At 73.7% G+C, this 17718-nt stretch carries 10 protein-coding genes and 1 pseudogene; 5 read left to right on the plus strand and 6 right to left on the minus strand.

The genetic code is table 11. The features are described from left to right. A pseudogene (locus OO48_RS32080) lies at nucleotides 1-792 on the plus strand (hypothetical protein); the annotation flags it as partial. 7 nt (nucleotides 793-799) lie between these two features. On the opposite strand, the gene OO48_RS32085 reads toward OO48_RS32080, so the two are convergent. Continuing rightward, on the minus strand, nucleotides 800-1480 hold the full coding sequence (locus tag OO48_RS32085; RefSeq protein ID WP_209439582.1) for a class I SAM-dependent methyltransferase: 681 nt from the start codon (nucleotides 1478-1480) through the stop codon (nucleotides 800-802). A 309-nt stretch (nucleotides 1481-1789) separates the two neighbouring features. Here OO48_RS32085 and OO48_RS32090 point away from each other — a divergent pair, with 309 nt between their 5' ends. Continuing rightward, complete coding sequence (locus tag OO48_RS32090; protein ID WP_033222771.1) at nucleotides 1790-2944, plus strand: ROK family protein; 1155 nt, start codon at nucleotides 1790-1792, stop codon at nucleotides 2942-2944. 65 nt (nucleotides 2945-3009) lie between these two features. Here OO48_RS32090 and OO48_RS32095 read toward each other — a convergent pair whose 3' ends face one another. Both OO48_RS32095 and OO48_RS32100 read right to left on the minus strand, forming a co-directional pair. Next, a complete protein-coding gene (locus tag OO48_RS32095; RefSeq protein ID WP_033222773.1) occupies nucleotides 3010-3687 on the minus strand; it encodes a hypothetical protein in 678 nt (225 codons plus the stop codon). 119 nt (nucleotides 3688-3806) lie between these two features. Continuing rightward, nucleotides 3807-4574 carry a GntR family transcriptional regulator gene (locus OO48_RS32100; protein WP_033222775.1) on the minus strand — a complete coding sequence of 256 codons (768 nt, stop codon included), beginning with the start codon at nucleotides 4572-4574 and terminating at the stop codon, nucleotides 3807-3809. A 417-nt stretch (nucleotides 4575-4991) separates the two neighbouring features. Between OO48_RS32100 and OO48_RS32105 the strand changes: the two genes are divergently transcribed. The 3 genes from OO48_RS32105 to OO48_RS35595 all read left to right on the plus strand — a co-directional run bounded on the left by OO48_RS32105 (nucleotide 4992) and on the right by OO48_RS35595 (nucleotide 12448). Next, a complete protein-coding gene (locus OO48_RS32105) occupies nucleotides 4992-5792 on the plus strand; it encodes an exodeoxyribonuclease III (protein ID WP_033222777.1) in 801 nt (266 codons plus the stop codon). Nucleotides 5793-6106: 314 nt separating this feature from the next. Beyond that, nucleotides 6107-10969 carry a toxin glutamine deamidase domain-containing protein gene (locus OO48_RS39420; RefSeq protein ID WP_245194891.1) on the plus strand — a complete coding sequence of 1621 codons (4863 nt, stop codon included), beginning with the start codon at nucleotides 6107-6109 and terminating at the stop codon, nucleotides 10967-10969. A 66-nt stretch (nucleotides 10970-11035) separates the two neighbouring features. Beyond that, the gene (locus OO48_RS35595; protein ID WP_051733278.1) at nucleotides 11036-12448 is read left to right on the plus strand and encodes an SUKH-4 family immunity protein; all 1413 of its coding nucleotides are present in this window, start codon (nucleotides 11036-11038) and stop codon (nucleotides 12446-12448) included. A gap of 205 nt (nucleotides 12449-12653) precedes the next feature. Here OO48_RS35595 and OO48_RS32130 read toward each other — a convergent pair whose 3' ends face one another. From OO48_RS32130 to OO48_RS32140, 3 genes are all read right to left on the minus strand, one after another. Beyond that, nucleotides 12654-13532: a geranyl diphosphate 2-C-methyltransferase gene (locus OO48_RS32130; RefSeq protein ID WP_033222779.1), complete on the minus strand. Its 879-nt coding sequence runs from the start codon at nucleotides 13530-13532 to the stop codon at nucleotides 12654-12656. 60 nt (nucleotides 13533-13592) lie between these two features. Continuing rightward, entirely contained in the window at nucleotides 13593-14882 is a 1290-nt protein-coding gene (locus tag OO48_RS32135; RefSeq protein ID WP_033222781.1) for a family 2 encapsulin nanocompartment cargo protein terpene cyclase, read from the minus strand. Nucleotides 14883-15278: 396 nt separating this feature from the next. After that, a partial coding sequence (locus tag OO48_RS32140) for a glycoside hydrolase family 9 protein (RefSeq protein WP_209439583.1) occupies nucleotides 15279-17718 on the minus strand: 2440 nt, incomplete at its 5' end.

Below are 17718 nucleotides of genomic sequence, written 5' to 3' on the forward strand. Positions count from 1 at the left end.
CGGCCCGCCCGCCCCCACCACCGCCACCGGGAGCGCGTCCCGCTCGGCACCGTCGCCGCGGCCGCGCTGCTGACCGCCACCGCGGGCTTCGCCCTGCTCGGCACCGGCAGCGCCCGGGCCGCCCAGGAGGCGGTCCACGACGGCTCGTTCGCCCAGCCGCTCGCCGACAACTGGACCTGCGACGGCGATGTCCGGCGGCTCGACCAGGGCCGGGGCGTCGAGGGCCGCCCCGGCGGGTACGACTTCGCCGGCTGCGCCCAGCAGGTGACGGTCGCGCCGTACACCGCCTACGACCTGACCGCGGACGTCTCCGGCGCGTACGCCTTCGTCGGCGTCACCGGCGGCGAGGCCGAGACCACCCGCCTGTGGGCGAACGGGCCGGAGCAGACCAGGCTGCACACCGTGGTCCGCACCGGCGGGACCACCCGCACGCTCACCGTGTACTTCCACGGCTGGTACGGGCAGGGCCCCTACCAGGTGCGGCGGGTGTCGCTGCACGACAGCGGCACCGGCCTGCCGGCCTGCCCGGACATGACCGGGACCACACCCGGCTCGTCGCCGCCCACCCCGCCGACCACGCCCTCGCCGAAGGCCGCGGCCCCGACCGCACGGGCCGTCCCCCCGAGCCCCGGCCTCACCGCCGGCGGCACCCCCGGCCCCGGCCGCGCCCCGGCGTCGAGCACGCCGACCTGGCCCGACCCGTCCTCGCCCGGCCCGACCTGCCTGATCCCGCCGTCGTCCCCGCCCTCGGCGTCCGTCAGCTCGCCCGCGCCCCGGCCGACCGAGACCTGACGCCGTGTCAGCCGTGCAGCGTCCACACCGTGGTGGCCTTCTCGGCCGCGTCCTCCAGGTCGGCGGCGACCGGGACGGTGTACTCGGCGAGCGCGGTGAAGCGCCCGCGCGGCAGGTAGGCCCGCCCCGGGTCGCCGACCACCACGGTCGCGCCCCGGGCGGCGGCCCGCTCCAGGAACGGCAGGAAACGGGCCGCCATCGACCGCTCGTAGAACACGTCCCCCGCGAGCACCACCTCGTCCGGCGCTCCGTCACCGTCCAGCACGTCGGCCAGTTCTGCCGCCACCGCGACGCCGTTCAGCTCCGCGTTCACCTCGATCGAGGCCACCGCGTACGCGTCGATCTCCGCCGCCCGGACGGCGGCCGCACCGCTCAGCGCCGCCGCGACGGCCACCAGCCCGGAGCCCGCCGCCAGGTCCAGCACCCGGCGGCCGGCCACCAACTCGGGGTGGTCCAGCACGTACCGGGCCACCGCCACCCCGCCCGCCCACGGGAACGCCCAGAACGGCGGCGGCAGTCCCTCCCGCCCGCGGGCCCGCTCGGTGGTCTCCCACAGCGCGATCGCGTCCTGCGCCATCCGCAACCGCACCTCCGGCACGAACGGCACCGGCTCCGGCGAGGTGTGCTCCCGGACGAACCCGGTGTCGGCGGACGCGCTCTGACGCACGGCGCCCCTGTTGTTCCCCATGCCGCCCAAGGGTAGGGGCAGCGGGCGGCCGCCCCGTACCGCGACGCCGCCGCCACCGGGTCACCCCGTGATCACGGACGACGTACCGTTTCGATACCGAAGCCGTTATGAGCTGCGGAAACGCTCGCCCCGCAGAGGGCCGCGCGAGTACGATCCGGGCAGACGCCCCGGTCGAGGCACCCCACAGTGCCGGTCCGCGGGCGGCGGCTCCGCGCGGGCCCGCGCCCGCCCGACCACGGCGGGCGGGGCGGAACCGCGCTCCATGGCACCGCGCGCCAGGGCAGTCGCGCGAAGCGGAAGGGCAGCGACTTGACGGACCGGCTCACCGGAGGGGACTCCTCACTGCTGCGGCGCATCAACGCGGCGGTCACCCTGCGGTCGTTGCGCGACGGGCAGGCCGTCACGCTCACCCAACTCGTCGGCGACACCGGCCTGTCCCGGCCCACCGTCGAGGGCGTGATCGAGGGGCTGCTGGAGTCCGGGCTGGTCGCCGAGGTCGAGCACGTCCAGGAGTCGGGCCGCCAACGCGGCCGCCCGGCCCGCTGGTTCCGCTTCCGCGCCGAGGCCGGGCACGTGCTGGGCATCGAGATCGGCGTCCACGACCTGCGGGTGGTGCTGGCCGACCTGGCCGGCGAGATCCTGGCCAGCCACGCCAAGACGGCCGACGAGGCGCTGGAGGCCGAGGAGCGCCTCACCCTGGTCCGCACCACCGTCGCCGAGGTGCTGCGCAAGGCCGGCGTCTCCCGCGACAGCCTGTGGGAGGTCGCCGTCGGCACCCCCGGCATCGTCGACCGGGACGGCACCGTCCGGCTCGGCACCGCGATGCCCGGCTGGACCGGCCTCGACCTCGGCACCCGGCTGCGCCGCTCCTTCCGCTGCCCCGTGGTGATCGAGAACGACGCCAACCTGGCCGCCATCGCCGAGCACTGGAAGGGCTCGGCCGTCGGCAAGGGCGACGTGGTGTTCGTGATGGCCGGGCTCAGCCCCGGTGCGGGCTCGCTGATCGGCGGCCGACTGCACCGCGGCCACGGCGGCGCCGCCGGCGAGATCGGCGCGCTCCACCTGCTCGGCCAACAGGTCACCCCCGAACGGCTGTTGTCCACCACCGGCAAGCCGCTCGACCCGCTGGACGAGGCCGCGGTGGCCCGGGTGCTGCGGCTGGCCCGGGAGGGCGACCAGGTCGCCCAGATCGCCATGGACCGCTTCCTGGGCCGGCTCGTCCACGACGTCACCGCGCTCGTCCTCGCCCTCGACCCCGAACTCGTCGTGGTCGGCGGCTGGGCGGCCGGCCTGGACGGCGTGCTGGAGCCGCTGCGCGAACAGCTCTCCCGCTACACGCTGCGCGCCCCCGAGGTCGCGCTCGCCGCGCTCGGCTCCGAGGTGGTCGCGATGGGCGCGCTGCGGGTCGCCCTCGACCACGTCGAGGAGCAGCTGTTCGCGGTCGACCCGCCGACCGCGCGGTAGGGCCCGCGCGGCTGCGGCTGCGGCCGTGACTGTAACTACCGCTACCGCTACCGCTACGGCTACGGCTACGGCAGGCAGAGCAGGTCGTACTCGCCCCCGAGCCGCCCCCTGGCGTGCGCCGCCATCCGGCGCGCGTACCGGGGGTCGTGCCTGAGCGAGTCGTAGCCCGGACGGTCGCCGGACGGCAGGACGCCGGCCGTCTCGGCGAGGTAGACGTCGAAGCCCGGGTACATCAGCACCGCGTACGGCAGGTCGTCCACGTCGAGCGCGAACACCGGGTACTCGCCCAGCTCGTCGCGCCCGCCGTCCGGGCCGACCGAGAGGATCCGGCGCGAGTCGGAGCCGCCGGGCAGCAGGAAGCACTCGCCGAACCGCGCGGAGAACGGCTCGAAGCAGGAGCCCCAGCCCTCGCCGTACTCCTCGGTGGCGATCTCGCCCAGGGTGCGCGGCGCGAGCGCGCCGGCCCCGTCGAACCAGCCGTGGCGCTCCAGCATCCCGCTGTCGTACGCCAGCCAGGCGCGCAGGCTGGGCGGCAGCGGGTGGCCGCTCGGAAACGCCTCGACGTCCCGGCGCGGGCGCAGCGGACCCTCGACCCACGGGCCGGCGAACCGGTTGTGACCGAGCACCGGGCGGGTCGGGTCGGCCCGCACGGCGGCGACGGCCCGGGCGACGAGCGCGCTGCCGTGCTCCGCTTCTTCCGGCGCCGGGTCCGGTGCCTGTTCCGTCAGGTCGATCGAGTCCATCGCGGTGCCGCTCCCCTGTTCACCGGTCGCCAGTGAGCAGGAGCGTAACCCCGGCCACCGACAACGGAACTGACGTCGGGTCAGGCCGCTGACGGAGGGGAACCGGGACGGGCGGCCGGTCAGGAGACGGCGGCGGCCTTGACCTCGGCGGCGACCTGGACCGCCACGCCGGACTCGCCGAAGGTCAGCTTGCAGGTGTCGGCCCGGTAGGTGGAGACCGCGACCGCGGCCAACCGGCCCGCCGCCGCGTACTGCGTGGTGACCACCAGCACCGGGGTGCCCGGGGGACGCTCCAGCAGCGCGGCCTCGGCGGACTCGGCGACGCCCAGTTCCACCGAGCGGGACTCGCCGTCGACGCCGACCCGCTCCAGCTGGCGCAGCACGCCGCGGGCCCGGTCGTTGCCGTCCACCACCACGGCCAGGTGCGGCAGCGCGGCCGAGGGCACGTGCAGCGACTCGGCGGCGACCGTCACGCCCTGGACGACGCGCATCCGGCGCACGGTGTGCACCTGCTCGCCCTCGGCCAGGTTCAGGGTGCGGGCCAGCGCGGCGGAGGCCGGACCGGTGGTGCAGTCCACCACCTTCCAGTCCGGCCCGCCGTGGACGGCGCCGGAGCGGCCGCCCTCCGGCCCGGCGACCGGGACGCCCACCCGCGGGGCGGCGACCAGCGTGCCGATCCCGCGGCGGCGCACCAGCCGGCCTTCCAGCTCCAACTGGTCCAGGGCCTGCCGGAGCGTCGCCCGGGCGACGCCGAAGCGCGCCGAGAGCTCCCGCTCGTTGGGCAGCACCTGCCCGGTGGAGAACTCGGTGTCCATGGTGCGCAGCAGCACCGTGCGCAGGTGCCAGTACTTGGGCTCCGCGACCGCCGCGAGCGTTCCTTGCCCCACCGTTGTCCTCCACCAGGAAAGGGACGACAGTCCACCGCGCACCCCCGTTTCGGCAGGTGGAGGAGGCGGGCTTTATCCGTCCTTCTTTATTAAAGGTCTTTGCAGTAAGCGACAGTAGGGGGTGCCCCAGGAGATGGTCAAGACCAATGGGAGAGCTTCCTTGCGGATCGCCCGCCGACCCGCTATGGCGCCCCGATTCGCCCGCAATGCCGCTTTTCCGCCCACCCCCGCCCCAAACCCTCCGCCTCGCCCGTGGCGATTCGTCCCGATATTCGCCTCGATGGGTGTTTCAACGCCACGCCGGCCCCGACGACGCGGGGTGACGGCGGCGCCCGGAGGGCGGCCCGGGTCAGGTACCGTCGTGGGCTGCACGAAGTGCGTCTCCTCCGGGGTGTCGCCGCAGCTCAAGGGGTACGATTGCGAACCGTCAGCACAGTCAACGTCAACGGGATCCGGGCAGCCGCCAAGAAGGGCTTCCTGGAGTGGCTCGACGACACCAAGTCCGAGGTGGTGTGCCTGCAGGAGGTGCGCGCCGAGCCCGAGCAGTTCGCGGACGTGCTGGCCCGCCTCGACGGGTGGCACGCCGTCTGGGCCCCCGCCGCCGCCAAGGGCCGGGCCGGGGTGGCCGTGCTCTCTCGCCGCGTCCCCGACGCCACCCGGATCGGCTTCGGCTCCGCCGAGTTCGACGCCTCCGGCCGCTACGCCGAACTCGACCTGCCCGGCCTGACCGTCGCCTCGCTCTACCTCCCCTCCGGCGAGGTCGGCACCGAGCGGCAGAGCGAGAAGGAACGCTTCATGGCCGAATTCCTGCTCCACCTCGGCGAGTTGCGTGTCCGCGCGGCCGCCGCCGGACGCGAGGTGCTGGTCTGCGGCGACTGGAACATCGCCCACCGCGAGGCCGATCTGCGCAACTGGAAGGCCAACCAGAAGAAGGCCGGCTTCCTCCCCGAGGAGCGCGCCTGGCTCTCCCGCGTCCTGGACGAGCACGGCTACGTCGACGTCCTGCGCCACCACCACCCCGACCAGGACGGCCCCTACTCCTGGTGGTCCTACCGCGGCCGCGCCTTCGACAACGACGCGGGGTGGCGCATCGACTACCACATGGCCACTCCCGGCCTCGCCGCCCGCTGCACCGGCGCCCGCGTCGAGCGCGCCGCCACGCACGCCGAGCGGTGGTCCGACCACGCGCCGGTCACCGCCGAGTTCGACACCGAATAGCCCGGAGCGGCTTCGATGCGTCCACGACCGACCCTTGCGGGGCGGGTGGAACAGCGGAACCGCCCGCACGGGCACCGTTCCTGTACATTCCCTCCGCTAGGCGACGGAGGGCCCAGTAAGTAGGATCGCTTGGCGAAGGATTGACTGAGTGTTGACTCCGTGCATCGGAGCCTTCCTCTGCCGGCTCTGCCGGGCGCACAGGGACGGACCCGGGTCCGTCCCTCCCGGTGCGCCGTCCGTCGCCTGCCGCTGGTGCCGAGAGAAAAGGGTTCGCTTCCGCGAACGCTGCCAAGGGGGATTGGCCTGTGTCGCTCATGCTGCCCGACAGCCTTGAGTGGGTCCTGGAGATGCTCGGCTTCGACTGGCCGAAGGCGGACGAGGACCGGATGCGCGAATGCGCGCAGGTCTGGCGGGACTTCGCGGACCAGGTCGACGAAGTCAACTACCAGGCCCTCGCCGCCGCGAACAGCGTCCGCTCGGCCAACGCCGGCGACGACGTCGACGCCTTCGGCAAGGCCTTCGACAAGTTCTCCACCGGCGGCGACGGCTACCTCGCCGACGCGGCCAGCGCCGCCAGGCTGATCGCCATGGCCTTCGACGCCGCCGCGATGATCGTGGTCGCCTGCAAGATCGCGGTGATCGCGCAGTTGGTGATCCTGGCCGCGGAAATCATCGCGGCCCAAGCCGCCGCCCCGTTCACCTTCGGCCTCTCCGAGGTCGGCGCGCTCGGTGCCACCCAGGCCACCAAGATGATCGTGCGCCGCCTGCTGAAGGAACTGCGCGAAGCACTGGTGGAGGCGATCCTCGAAACGCTGAAGGACCCGGTCGTCTCAGCCGTCCAGGGCATGATCAGCGACCTGATCACCCAGACCGTCAACCAGGGCTTCGGCGCGCAGGACGGCTACGACCTGGGCCGCACCGCCAAGCGCGGCACCGACGACTTCAAGGACTCCGTCAAGAACGCCGGTCAGACCTTCACCGAGTCCCTCCGCGACGGCCTCGGCTCCCGCGCGGGCGGCCACGCCCGCAGCGGCCTCGACCACGCGGCCGGGCACGGCGGCAGCGGTTCCGACGGCGGGTCCGGTTCCGGTGCCGACAACGGCGGCGAGAACGGGACGGGAAGCGGGACCGGGAGCTCCGACGGGAGCAGCACGAACGGCGGGAGCACCGGATCCGGCGGGACGGGATCGACGGGATCGACGGGTTCCACGGGATCGACAGGCTCGACGGGATCTACCGGGTCCACGGGCTCGACCGGCACGACGCACTCCCCCAACTCGACCGGCACGTCCGGGACTTCCGGGAACTCGCACCCCTCGTCCACCGGAGACGGTGGCCCGGGCGGCAACCTCGCCTCGAACGGCGGCAACAGCGACAGCGGCTCCGACGGCGCCGCGTCCACCTCGCACCCGAACTCCGGTGCCGGTAGCGGAAACAGCAGCGGCCAGAACCGCCCGGCGACCGACAACGGCCGCCCTAACACCCCGCTGGACCCCTTCGGCACCCAGCTCAACGCCGACCGGTCCCCCGCGCACACGGGCGACAACGGCGCTGCCGGCCAGCCGAGTTCGAACACCCCGACCCACACGGCCACCGACAGCTCCCCCCGCCCGGACACCAACGCGGGCAACAACGCCGCCGACAACAGCACCACCCACCCGTCCCAGGACGGCGCCGACCACCGCCCGCCGTCGCAGGACACCCCGCAGCACACGGGCACCGACAACAGCACGCGTCCGCCCCACGACGGCACCGACACCCGCACCGACAGCGGCAACCACCCCACCGGCGACAACAACAGCACGCGCCCGCCCCACGACGGCGCCGACCACCGCACGCCGGCCCACGACGGCCCCCGCCACGACGGCACCGACACCCGCACCGACCACAACGCTGGCACCGACAGCGGCAGCACGCGCCCGCCCCACGACAGCGCTGACCCCCGCACGCCGGCCCACGACGGCCCGCGCCACGACAGCACCGACACCCGCACCGACAGCGGCAACCACCCCACCGGCGACAACAACAGCGCCCGCCCGCCCCACGACGGCACCGACCACCGCACGCCCTCCCACGACGGCCCCCGCCACGACAGCGCCACCGATCACCGCCCGTCGCACGACGGCCCGCGGACGGCTCCCGATTCCACGCCCGCCCCCACGCACGACTCCGGTTCCGGCTCCGGCCCCGACCGGCACGGGGACGGTGCCGGCTCCACGGCCTCGCACCACGGCGACGGGCAGGCTCCGCACCGGGGCGACGACGCCCCCGCGCAGAACGGGGCGGTGCCTCCGCAGCGGCACGAGTCCGGTGCCGAGAGCACGCCGGACCAGCGGGGTCCGGTCGTCGGCGGTGGCGGCGCGGTGCCGCACGGCGGCGGGGCACCGCACGTCGGTGGCGGAGCGGATCCGCGTCACTCGTTCGCCGTCGGGGCTCCGCACGCGCCCGCCCCGGCCGCGGCCTCGAACCACGGCCACGACGACGGCCAGGACAGGGGTCCGCACCGTCCGGCGTCCGTCGAGACCGCCTCCGTGGGCGTCGCCGACGCGCCGCCGAGCACGACGACCCGGCCGCCCGCGCAGGACAGCGCCGCTGCCCCGACCGCCAACCCCTCCTCGACCGGCCCGGTCTCCACCCCCGGTTTCGGCGGCGTCCCGACCGGCGGCACGCACAACCCCGGCACCGGTGGCACTGGCGGCAGCGGTACGACGCCGCACACCGGCCGCCCGGCCGACGGCCCGTCGGCCAACCGCCCGACCGGCGTCCCGCCCCAGCCGACCGGCAACAACCGTCCGGACGCCCCGGTCCGGCTCGGCCAGCAGCCGTCCGGCGACCGCCCCACCCGCACGCCCGACAGCACCACCCGCCCCACCACGGACCGTCCCACCACGGACCGCCCCACCAACGACCGCCCCACCCCGGCGCCGACCCCGACCCCGGCACCGCACTCGGAGCGGCCGACGCCCGACGCCGCCCCCGAGCACGCCAAGGGCGACACGCCGTCGCGTCACGACGACCCGGCGCACCACGAGGACCCTGCGCGTCAAGACACCCCGACGGACTCCGGCACCCCGGCGAAGGCGGACGACGGTTCCTCCGTGCCGCCGCACGAGCGTCCGCTCTCGGAGAGCCGGCCGCACGACGTGCCCGGCGGGCTGGCCCCGGTCGACCCGCGGCACCAGCAGGACCTGGAGAGCCGGGTCCCGCGGAACCCGGACGGCACCCCGCAGCGGCACCCGGACCCGTACGGGGACTGGCCGGGCGCGGTCAACGGCGACGGCCACCGGGCGCCCGGTCGGGACAACAACTGCCTGGACGTGGCGCTCTCCAGCGCGGACACGTACAGCGGGCGCCCGACCGCGGCCGCCCCGCGCAGCGCCGACGGCACCGCTGACGGCGAGCACGGCGGACGGGCCCGGGCGGAGGAGCGGTTGGGTGCGCCCTTCCGCGACCTCGGCAACGGGGACCAGGCGTTCCACCGGCTGGAGGACCAGCTCCGGCAGTCGGGGCACGGTTCGCAGGCGGTGATCGTCACCCAGGACGCCCACGGCCGGGCGCACGCCTGGAACGTGGTCAACCACAACGGCCGGATCACCTACCTCGACAACCAGACCGGACAGCGCGGCGACAAGCCGCTGCACAACGGCGACCACGGCGTCTTCGCCGTCCCGCTCGACCGGGACCGCCGCCCGATCCCGTCCGACGGGACGACCGGGCCCGACGGCCACGGCGGGACCACCCCGCGCGACGGGCGCGACGGACACGACGGCACGTCCATCGGCCGTGACGGCAACCGCGACAGCACCCGTGACGGCACCCGCGACACCGACCGCCGGCCCGCCGACCCCGCCGGCAAGCAGAAGAACGAGGACGAGCACGAGGGCCCGTCCACCAAGAAGCAGAAGACCGACGACGGCCCGGCCGGGGACGACCCGAACGGCCACGACCCGAACGGCCACGACCAGACCGGGGACGGCCAGCCGCACCACCCCTCGGACAAGGACGACCCGGAGGGCTCCACGCCCTACGGCCAGGACCAGCCGAGCGACCACACCCACCGCAACATGCTCCCCGACCAGCAGCAGCAGGCGCTGCGCGCGCGGCAGGACGCCGAGGTCCGGCAGTGCGACCTCGACGTCGCGCACCAGTTCCTGCTGGACCGGGCCGAGGACAGGTCGCTCGGCGACTTCCTCCAGGAGACCGCGGACCGGGTCAACGCCAACGCCAAGCGCAAGCCGGACGAGCCGTTCCAGCTCGGCTTCGACCAGAAGGAGCTGTTCCAGAAGCTGCCGGGGCTGGAGAACCTGGACCGCGACCAGCGCGGCGCCGTCCTGGCCGAACTCGGCCGGCTCAGCATCTCCGTGCACAGGGACTACGCGGTCGGCGCCAGCCCGGAGCACGTCGACCACCCGTACGAGAACGTCGACCCGAGCAAGAACGACGCCCGCCCCAACGACACCAAGTCGCGCGGCGTCGACCTGCACGAGCGGCACGACTTCTGGCGGAGCAACCGCGGCAACGCGCACATCGAGAACCTGCCGGAGGGCACCAAGCTCAAGGAGCCCGACCCCGGTTACCTGGTGCGCGAGCACCTGGTCCAGCAGCACTCGGAGGAGCACGGGACCACCGAGAACGAGTCGGCCAGGACCGTCCGCAAGGAGACCGTGAAGGCGGTCAAGGGCGACCACCGGCCCGACTTCTCGGGGAAGAACTTCGCCGTGATCGAGACCGTCGACGGCAACGGCAACGTCCGGTACGTCATCGACACCTCGGTCCCGATCAACAGCTTCTCGTGGCCCTCGGCGCACTCCGAGCCGCACCTCGGCAACTGGATCGACCGGCTGAACGAGCGCCAGAACACCGGCGACTACACGATCTCCCACCTGTGGACCGAACGGGAGCCCTGCGGCGGCGGTCAGGGACACGGGCACTGCTCGGCGTACCTGACCTCCAAGATGCCGGACGTGGACGTGGGTTACGGTGTCGGGTACCGGAAGGGCGAGATGGCGCCCGGCCACCAGACGGAGGCCGAGCGGGAAGCCGCGGCGGCGGGCCTGAAGCAGGACATGCAGGACCACCTCAACCGTGTCGGCGACCTCTGGTACGAGCTGGCCCGCACGGGCGAGCTGCGCCCGGACCGCCCGCGCAACCAGTACCAGCCCATGGACCTGGACTGACCCGGGGCCGACCGCGCGACCGGTGACACCTGACGACACGTCCGACCCGCACCACGGAGAACGCCGATGACCACCGGACCCGAGCCGACCCCCCGGCCGGACCGCACGTTCCTGCCCGCCGAGCTGCCCGCGCTGATCGAGGACCCGCTCTTCCTCGCCCGGGTCGACCGCGCCCGGCTGCTCGCCGGCATGGCGGAGTGCTGGCCGGACGGGGTGCCGGCCGGCACCCTGGCCGAGGACGTCCACCACCTGGACCGGCTGGGGGTGCGGCCCCCGTCCGAGCGGCACGGCGAGTGGCTGTCCTGGCTGCACCTGCTGCTGGTCAGCCACGGCCGGGCGGACGACGCGGCGGCCCTCGCCGACGCGGGGTACCGGCTGCCGTGGCGCACCGTGTGGTCCCGCTGGGTGCCGCCGGGTGCGCGGGCGGCCTGCCGGGCCAGTGGCCGGCAGGTGGTGGCGCTCCGGGTGGTGGAGCACGAGGGCGCCCCGGTGGTGTCCGTCCACGAGCAGTACGTGCTGGCCCGGCTGGAGCGGATGGAGCCGGACGACGAGGACGCCTACTACGAGTACGCGGTGGAGCTGGACGGCGGCACCGTCCTGGCGGGGCCGCAGCTGTACCGCCCGTTCGAGGCCGACGACCTCCCCGACCCGTACCTGCCCGTGCTGCCCGAGGACCTCCCCGAGCTGGGGGAGGCGGCGCTGAACGGCCCGGACGGCTGGGACGGCGGGGCGGCCGGACTGCCCGCCGCGCCCGCGCAGGTCGGGCACGCCGTCCGGGTGGACGGGTTGGCCGTGTTCGGCGGCGGCTGGGGCTACTACGCGGTCGAGCTCGACCCGGACGCGGCAACCGGCCCCTTCGTGGACGGCTCCGCCCCGGCGGTCACCGCGCTCGCGCCCGCCGGGCTGCCGCCGGAGGCCCGTCGGCCCGACCGGGAGTGGCTGGCCCGGTACTACGGCTCCGCCGCGCTGTGGACGTCCGACCCCGCCGACCTCCCGGCGGGCCTGCGGCACGAGCCCACCCGGCGGTTCCTGACCGAGGTCGGCTTCCCCGCCGTGTACCACTCGCTGCTCGACTTCGGCTCCGGGACGCTGGCGGAGAAGGGCCTGGTCGAACTCCGCACCGCCGAGCTGCACTCCCCCGAAGAGTCCGACTTCGACGGGCTCGGCGAGCACGCGTACCTGATCGCCACCGACAACGACGGACTCACCATGATCACCGTGGACGGTGAGAGCGGCCGGGTCTCCCGCTACTCCTCCGACCGCGAGGAGGGCGACCACTACCTCGGCCTCATGGCCTCGTCGATCGAGCAGTTCGCGGCCCTGCTGCGCCTGTACGGGACGTACTACTACGGCGAGGACGAAGCGGCCCTCGCCGACTCCGGCCGCCGACTGCGCGACTGGGCACTGGAGTTGGACCCGGGGCTCGCCGCCTCCTACTTCTGGCCCGAGATCTTCCAGGACCGGGAGGACTACGTCTGACCGCCGGGGACGGCGGCCGGGCGGAGGCCGGGAGCGGCCCGTTCCTGCCCCTCGGCCGGTGGACGGGCGCCCCGCTGCTGCTGGACGGCGCCACCGGCCGGGTGCTGCGGATGCTGCCGGCCGGCTCCGGCTGCCGGCAGTACGTGCCGGAGCCCTTCGACCGGTGACGCCGCCGCCCCCTGGCACGGGGGCGGCGGCGGGATGGTCAGACCCGGTCGGCGGCGATCAGCACGTACTGGAACGAGCCGTCCTTGTAGGACTCGATGAAGGCTTCCTCGATGCCGGTGACCAGCGAGGAGGTCGCGCGCAGCTCCCAGTAGGGCAGCGTGTCGGGGGTCAGGTCGATCACGGCCTGCGGGACGAGGCGGTTGTCGGCCATCGCGCGCAGGTACTCGCGGCGCGAGTGGATGTTGCACTCGAAGTGCGCGTTGATCTGCGAGACCCACTTGGAGGGCTGGCCGTAGCGCGGGTTCCAGCAGCCGGTGATGGTGACGTAGCGGCCGCCGGCCTTGAGCACCCGGGAGTGCTCGGCGAACAGGTCGTGCAGGTCGACGTACATGCTGGACTCGTTGTTCCACGAGCCGGACATCTGGCCGTTGGCGAACGGGGTGTCGAGCATGTTGCAGACCCGGGAGCGGACGTGGTCGGCGATGCCGAGCTCCCGGACGCGGCGGTTGCCGAACTCGGCCTGGGTGGTGGACAGGGTGACGCCCTCGACCTTGCAGCCGAAGCGCTGGTGGGCCATCACCATCGAGCCGCCGCGGCCGCAGCCCGCGTCCATCAGGGTGTCCTCGGGGGCGATCGGGCCCAGGTGGTCGAGGAGCACCTCGGCCTGGGCGGACTCCAGCCGGTGCAGCTCGGTGATCAGCTTCTTCTCGTACTCGCTGTCCTCGGGGGTGCCGAGGGCCTCGGTGTCGATCGCGCCGATGCCGTAGTGGTGGTGGTAGAGCCCGTCGACGTCGCCCAGCCGCAGGTTGACCGGGCGGGCCTCGTTGTTCCAGTAGCGGGCGATGTCGCCCTGGTAGGCGGTCGCGGGGGCCGGGACGAACGCGGAGGCGGTGGTGCCGATTTCGGTGCTGGTCATCTACGAATATCCGTTTTCTACTGATTCTTGCTGGTTATCGTTGGCTGTCCGCGCCGGTTCTCACCAGAAGTCGGGCAGGCTGTAGCGGTAGGTGTTGGTCTGGTGCCAGTGGTGGTTGCCGTCGACCCAGGCGGCCACGCCGCGCAGGAACCGCAGCAGCGGCGGTGCGGGACAGGAGGCGGCGAGGGCGGCGGCCTCGGCCTCGAAGGTGCGCATCAGCTCGTTGTGGACCTCGACGGCCTTCAGGTAGCCGTCCTTGTCGGAGCGGCCCTCGCGCTCGGAGATCACCACGGGCAGGTTGAGGTGCCGGCCGGGACTGGCGAGCTCCTTGGTGTAGGAGTACAGGTCGTTGACGATGGTGGTGGCGTTGCCGGCGAGCGCGATGACCCGCTGGGTCTCGGGCATCGCGTGCAGGTCGGCCGGGAGCTCGTAGCCGCCGACGCTGTCGGTGATGGTCGGGCAGGGGCGGAAGTTGTTGAACTGGCGCATCGCCAGGTACTCCCACACCTCGGGCAGGTGGTCGGTCTCGGCCCAGGCGGCCTCGGCCAGGTAACCCAGGTGCAGCCGCGCCATGTCGTGCCGGAACCGGTCGGCCTGGGACGGGCTGGCCGCCTCGGTGAAGTACCGCATCGCGGAGCGGTAGGCGCGGCGCGGGGCGTCCGAGCCGAGCGACTCCGCCCAGCCCGGCGCGTACTCCGCGGTGGTGTGCAGCGGGTCGAGCGCGGTGTGGGCGAGCAGCAGCCGGCTGCCGAGGCCGACCGGGGAGCCGCCGTGGTCCTCGCAGTAGCAGTCGTCCACCGCGTTCTCGGCCACCATCAGGCGGGTGGCCAGCATCAGGTGGTCGACGGTCGGGGCGTCCGGGTGGCAGGCGACCATGTAGCGCCCGACCGAGAAGCCGTCGAACTGGCCCTCCCACTCCTCGGGGAACAGGTCCACCTCCTCGACCGCCCATTCCTTGATCCGGCGGCTGACCTCCGCCACCCGGACCGGGTCCGGCTCCGGGACCGGGTGGAAGTACAGCCCCGGCACCGGCACCCCTTCCGCCGGGGCGGCGGACCCGGCGACCGGCTCGGCGGCCCGTTCGACGACCCGCTCGGCGGCGGGCGGCGGCGCGGCGACCAGGAACAGGCCCTGCGTCCCGAGCCCGCTGGGGCCGCGCAGGATCCGCCCCAACCCGGAGTCGGACGCGGCGGACGGGGCGCTCCCGACGGGCGCGGCGGTCTCGACGGGCGCGGCGGCCACGGCGGTCCTGGCCGACCGGAACGGCACGGCGGGCGGGCCGGGCAGCGGGGGGAGGGCGGCCTGCGCGGACGGGGCCTGGGGCGGAGAGGAAAGCCCTGGGTCGGGCATCCGTGACTCCTTACTGGGAGGGGGCGGTCTGGTCGGGGCGGGCGGGCACCACTCGGCCCGCCCGCGCGTGCGAGCGAGGGCGAGCGGGGGTGAACAGGGGCGAACGGGGGCGAACGGTCTTCGGGGGACGAAAAGATGACGAATCGTCAGTATTCGCGGGCGACTCGGTCGGATCTCGAGGAACGCTAACGCTCCGTAGGCACCCCTCGCCCGTGCGGCCCGGAGTATTTACCTCGATGCGGTGATCTTGCGGATCGCGATGTTTACCCGGGCCGCCGACGGTGTTCCAGCCGGCCGCCCGGCGCCGTCCCCGCTGCGCATGCGAACGCCCCCGTCCCCGCCCCCGCGCGACGGCGGGGACGGGGACGGGGGCGGAGCCGGGAGCTACCGGACGGGTCAGGCGTTCGTGCAGGCGGTGCCGTTGAGCGTGAAGGCGGGCAGCGCGGCGGGGGTGCCGGTGGCCTGGAAGCCGAAGGAGGCGGTGCCGCCCGGGGCCAGCGTGCCGTTCCACCCGGCGTCGGTGGCGGTCACGGCCGCACCGCTCTGGACCACCTGGGCGTTCCAGGCGCTGCTGACCACCTCGTTGCCCCGGTACGTCCAGCCCAGCTTCCAGCCGGAGACGGTGCCGCTGCCGGTGTTGCGCACCGTCACGTCGGCGGTGAACCCGCCGCCCCAGCTGCTGCCCACCTTGTAGGTCACCGCGCACCCCGAGACCGGCTGCGGCGAGGCCGAACTCGAAGCGGACGGCGACGGGGACGGGAACGGCGAGGAGGACGCGGACGGGGACGGCGAGGGCGAAGGCGACGGGGAGGGGGAGGCGGAGGCCGAGGGGGAGGGCGACGGGGACGGGCCGGTGCCGCCGCCCGGCTCGGCGCCCCACTGCGGCGCTCCCCCGTCCAGCAGCCGGATGTTGGCCGCGTCCACCGGCGTCGAGCCCGGGACCAGCGAGATGCCCTGGTACGACCAGTCGTTGGTGGGGTCCCAGGCGCCCGAGGAGGCGATCCGGAACTGCACCTCCTTGCGGTAGGCGGACTGCCCGGCCGGGGCGATCACGGTGTTGGAGCAGTCGACCGTGACGTAGTAGGTGGAGCCGGAGTGGAGCGTGGGCCCGCTGACCGTGCCGCACTGGTTGTAGTTGGTGGTCAGGGTGATCTGGCTCGGGCTGACCCCGGGCTCCAGGGTGAAGTAGTAGCGCAGCGAGGCGTTCTTGAGCGCGCGGGCCGGCCAGGCCGACTTGTTGATCAGGTACGCCTTGATCTCGGTGAAGTTGGTGCCGGAGGCGTTCACCGAGGCCTGGACGGACATCTCCGGTCCGTCCGGGGTCTCCTTCGGCGGGAAGGCCGCGAGCGGGCTGCCGCCGTACTCGCCGTAGAGCCGGGCCAGTGCGCCGGTGAAGGCGGCGTTGTAGTCGGTGGCGACCTCGTTGTTGACGTAGTTGGAGCGGTCGTCGGTGTAGGAGTCGTCGGGCGAGCTGGGGCCGCCGACCAGGGCGCCGATCAGGGTGTGCCGGCTGTTGACGGGGTTGGTGAGCTGGTCGGTCCAGGAGCCGTGGGCGGTGCGGTGGTGCGGGTTCTTCGGGGAGTTGGCGCCGAAGCCGATCAGGTAGCTGGACTTGCGCGGGTTGTCGCCGAGCGCGTAGTCGATCTGCCGGACCGCGAAGTCGTGGTACCTGGCCTTGCGGGTGGGGTCGCCGGTGAGCGTGTCGGAGTAGACCAGCGCCACGAAGGAGGTGTTGGCGGCGTAGCGCAGCGACCCCCAGGAGTCGAGCACGGCCTCGCCGCCCGGCGAGTACTTGACCTGGCTGCCGTTGACGCCGACGGTCCACCAGTCGAGCCAGCGGTTGGCGTCGTCGACGTACTGCTGCTTGCCGGTGAGCTGGGCCAGCAGCACGTAGGCGCCGTAGGACTTGTCGTCCCAGGCGATCGTCCACTTGTAGGACTTGGTCGTGGACTGCGGCTCGGTGGAGAGGTTGGCGTAGTAGCTCTCGGCCTTGGCCAGGTAGCTGCTGTCGCCGGTGGCCTTGTAGAGCCAGATGGCGCCCCAGACCAGCTCGTCGTTGTAGCCGCTCCAGGAGTTGTAGTAGCCCTGGGCGTCCTTGATGCAGTCGCTGTACTTGCCCCGGTAGGTGTCGGCGAAGGTGTACAGCTGCTTGGCGTGGGTGAGCAGGGTCGCCGAGTACGTCGGGTCGCTGTCGGCGAAGACGATCGACGAGGAGGCGAGCGCCGCGGCCGTCTCGCCCGCGAGGTCCGAGCCCGGGCAGGAGGCGTCGATCTTGTACGCGGGCCGGGCCATCGGCAGCACCTCGGCCGGGCCCCACCAGGCGTGGTCGGCGGAACCGCCGCCGACCTGCCCGTAGAGCACGTTGGGCGCGGGGTGCGCCTTGATCAGGTAGTCGTCGACGAAGCGCAGGTTGTTCTTCAGGTACTGCATCTGCCCGGAGGCGGTGTAGCCCTGCTTCTCGGCGATGCCGCCCCAGGCCAGCATGGTGGTCGAAGCCGCCATCGGCAGGCCGAACTTGACGTGGTCGCCGGCGTCGTACCAGCCGCCGGTGAGGTCCAGCCCGACGTCCTTGCCGTCGTCCAGCGCGGAGTCGCCGCGCCAGCTCACCCGGTTGGTGGCGGGCAGCTTGCCGGACTGCTGGGCCTCGTAGAAGAGCAGCGACTTCTGCAGCGCCTCGCCGTAGTTGAACGCGGGCGCGGCGGTGGTGTCGGCGGCCGCGCTGTGCAGCGGCAGCAGCGCACCGGCGGCCAGGGCTCCGGCCGCGAACAGGCGGAGGACGGTGGGGCGGGCGGACCCCGGAGGGCGGGGGGGGGGTGCAGCGGGGCGGGACATGGCG

It is taken from the genome of Kitasatospora phosalacinea, from assembly GCF_000716545.1.
Classification (GTDB): domain Bacteria; phylum Actinomycetota; class Actinomycetes; order Streptomycetales; family Streptomycetaceae; genus Kitasatospora; species Kitasatospora phosalacinea.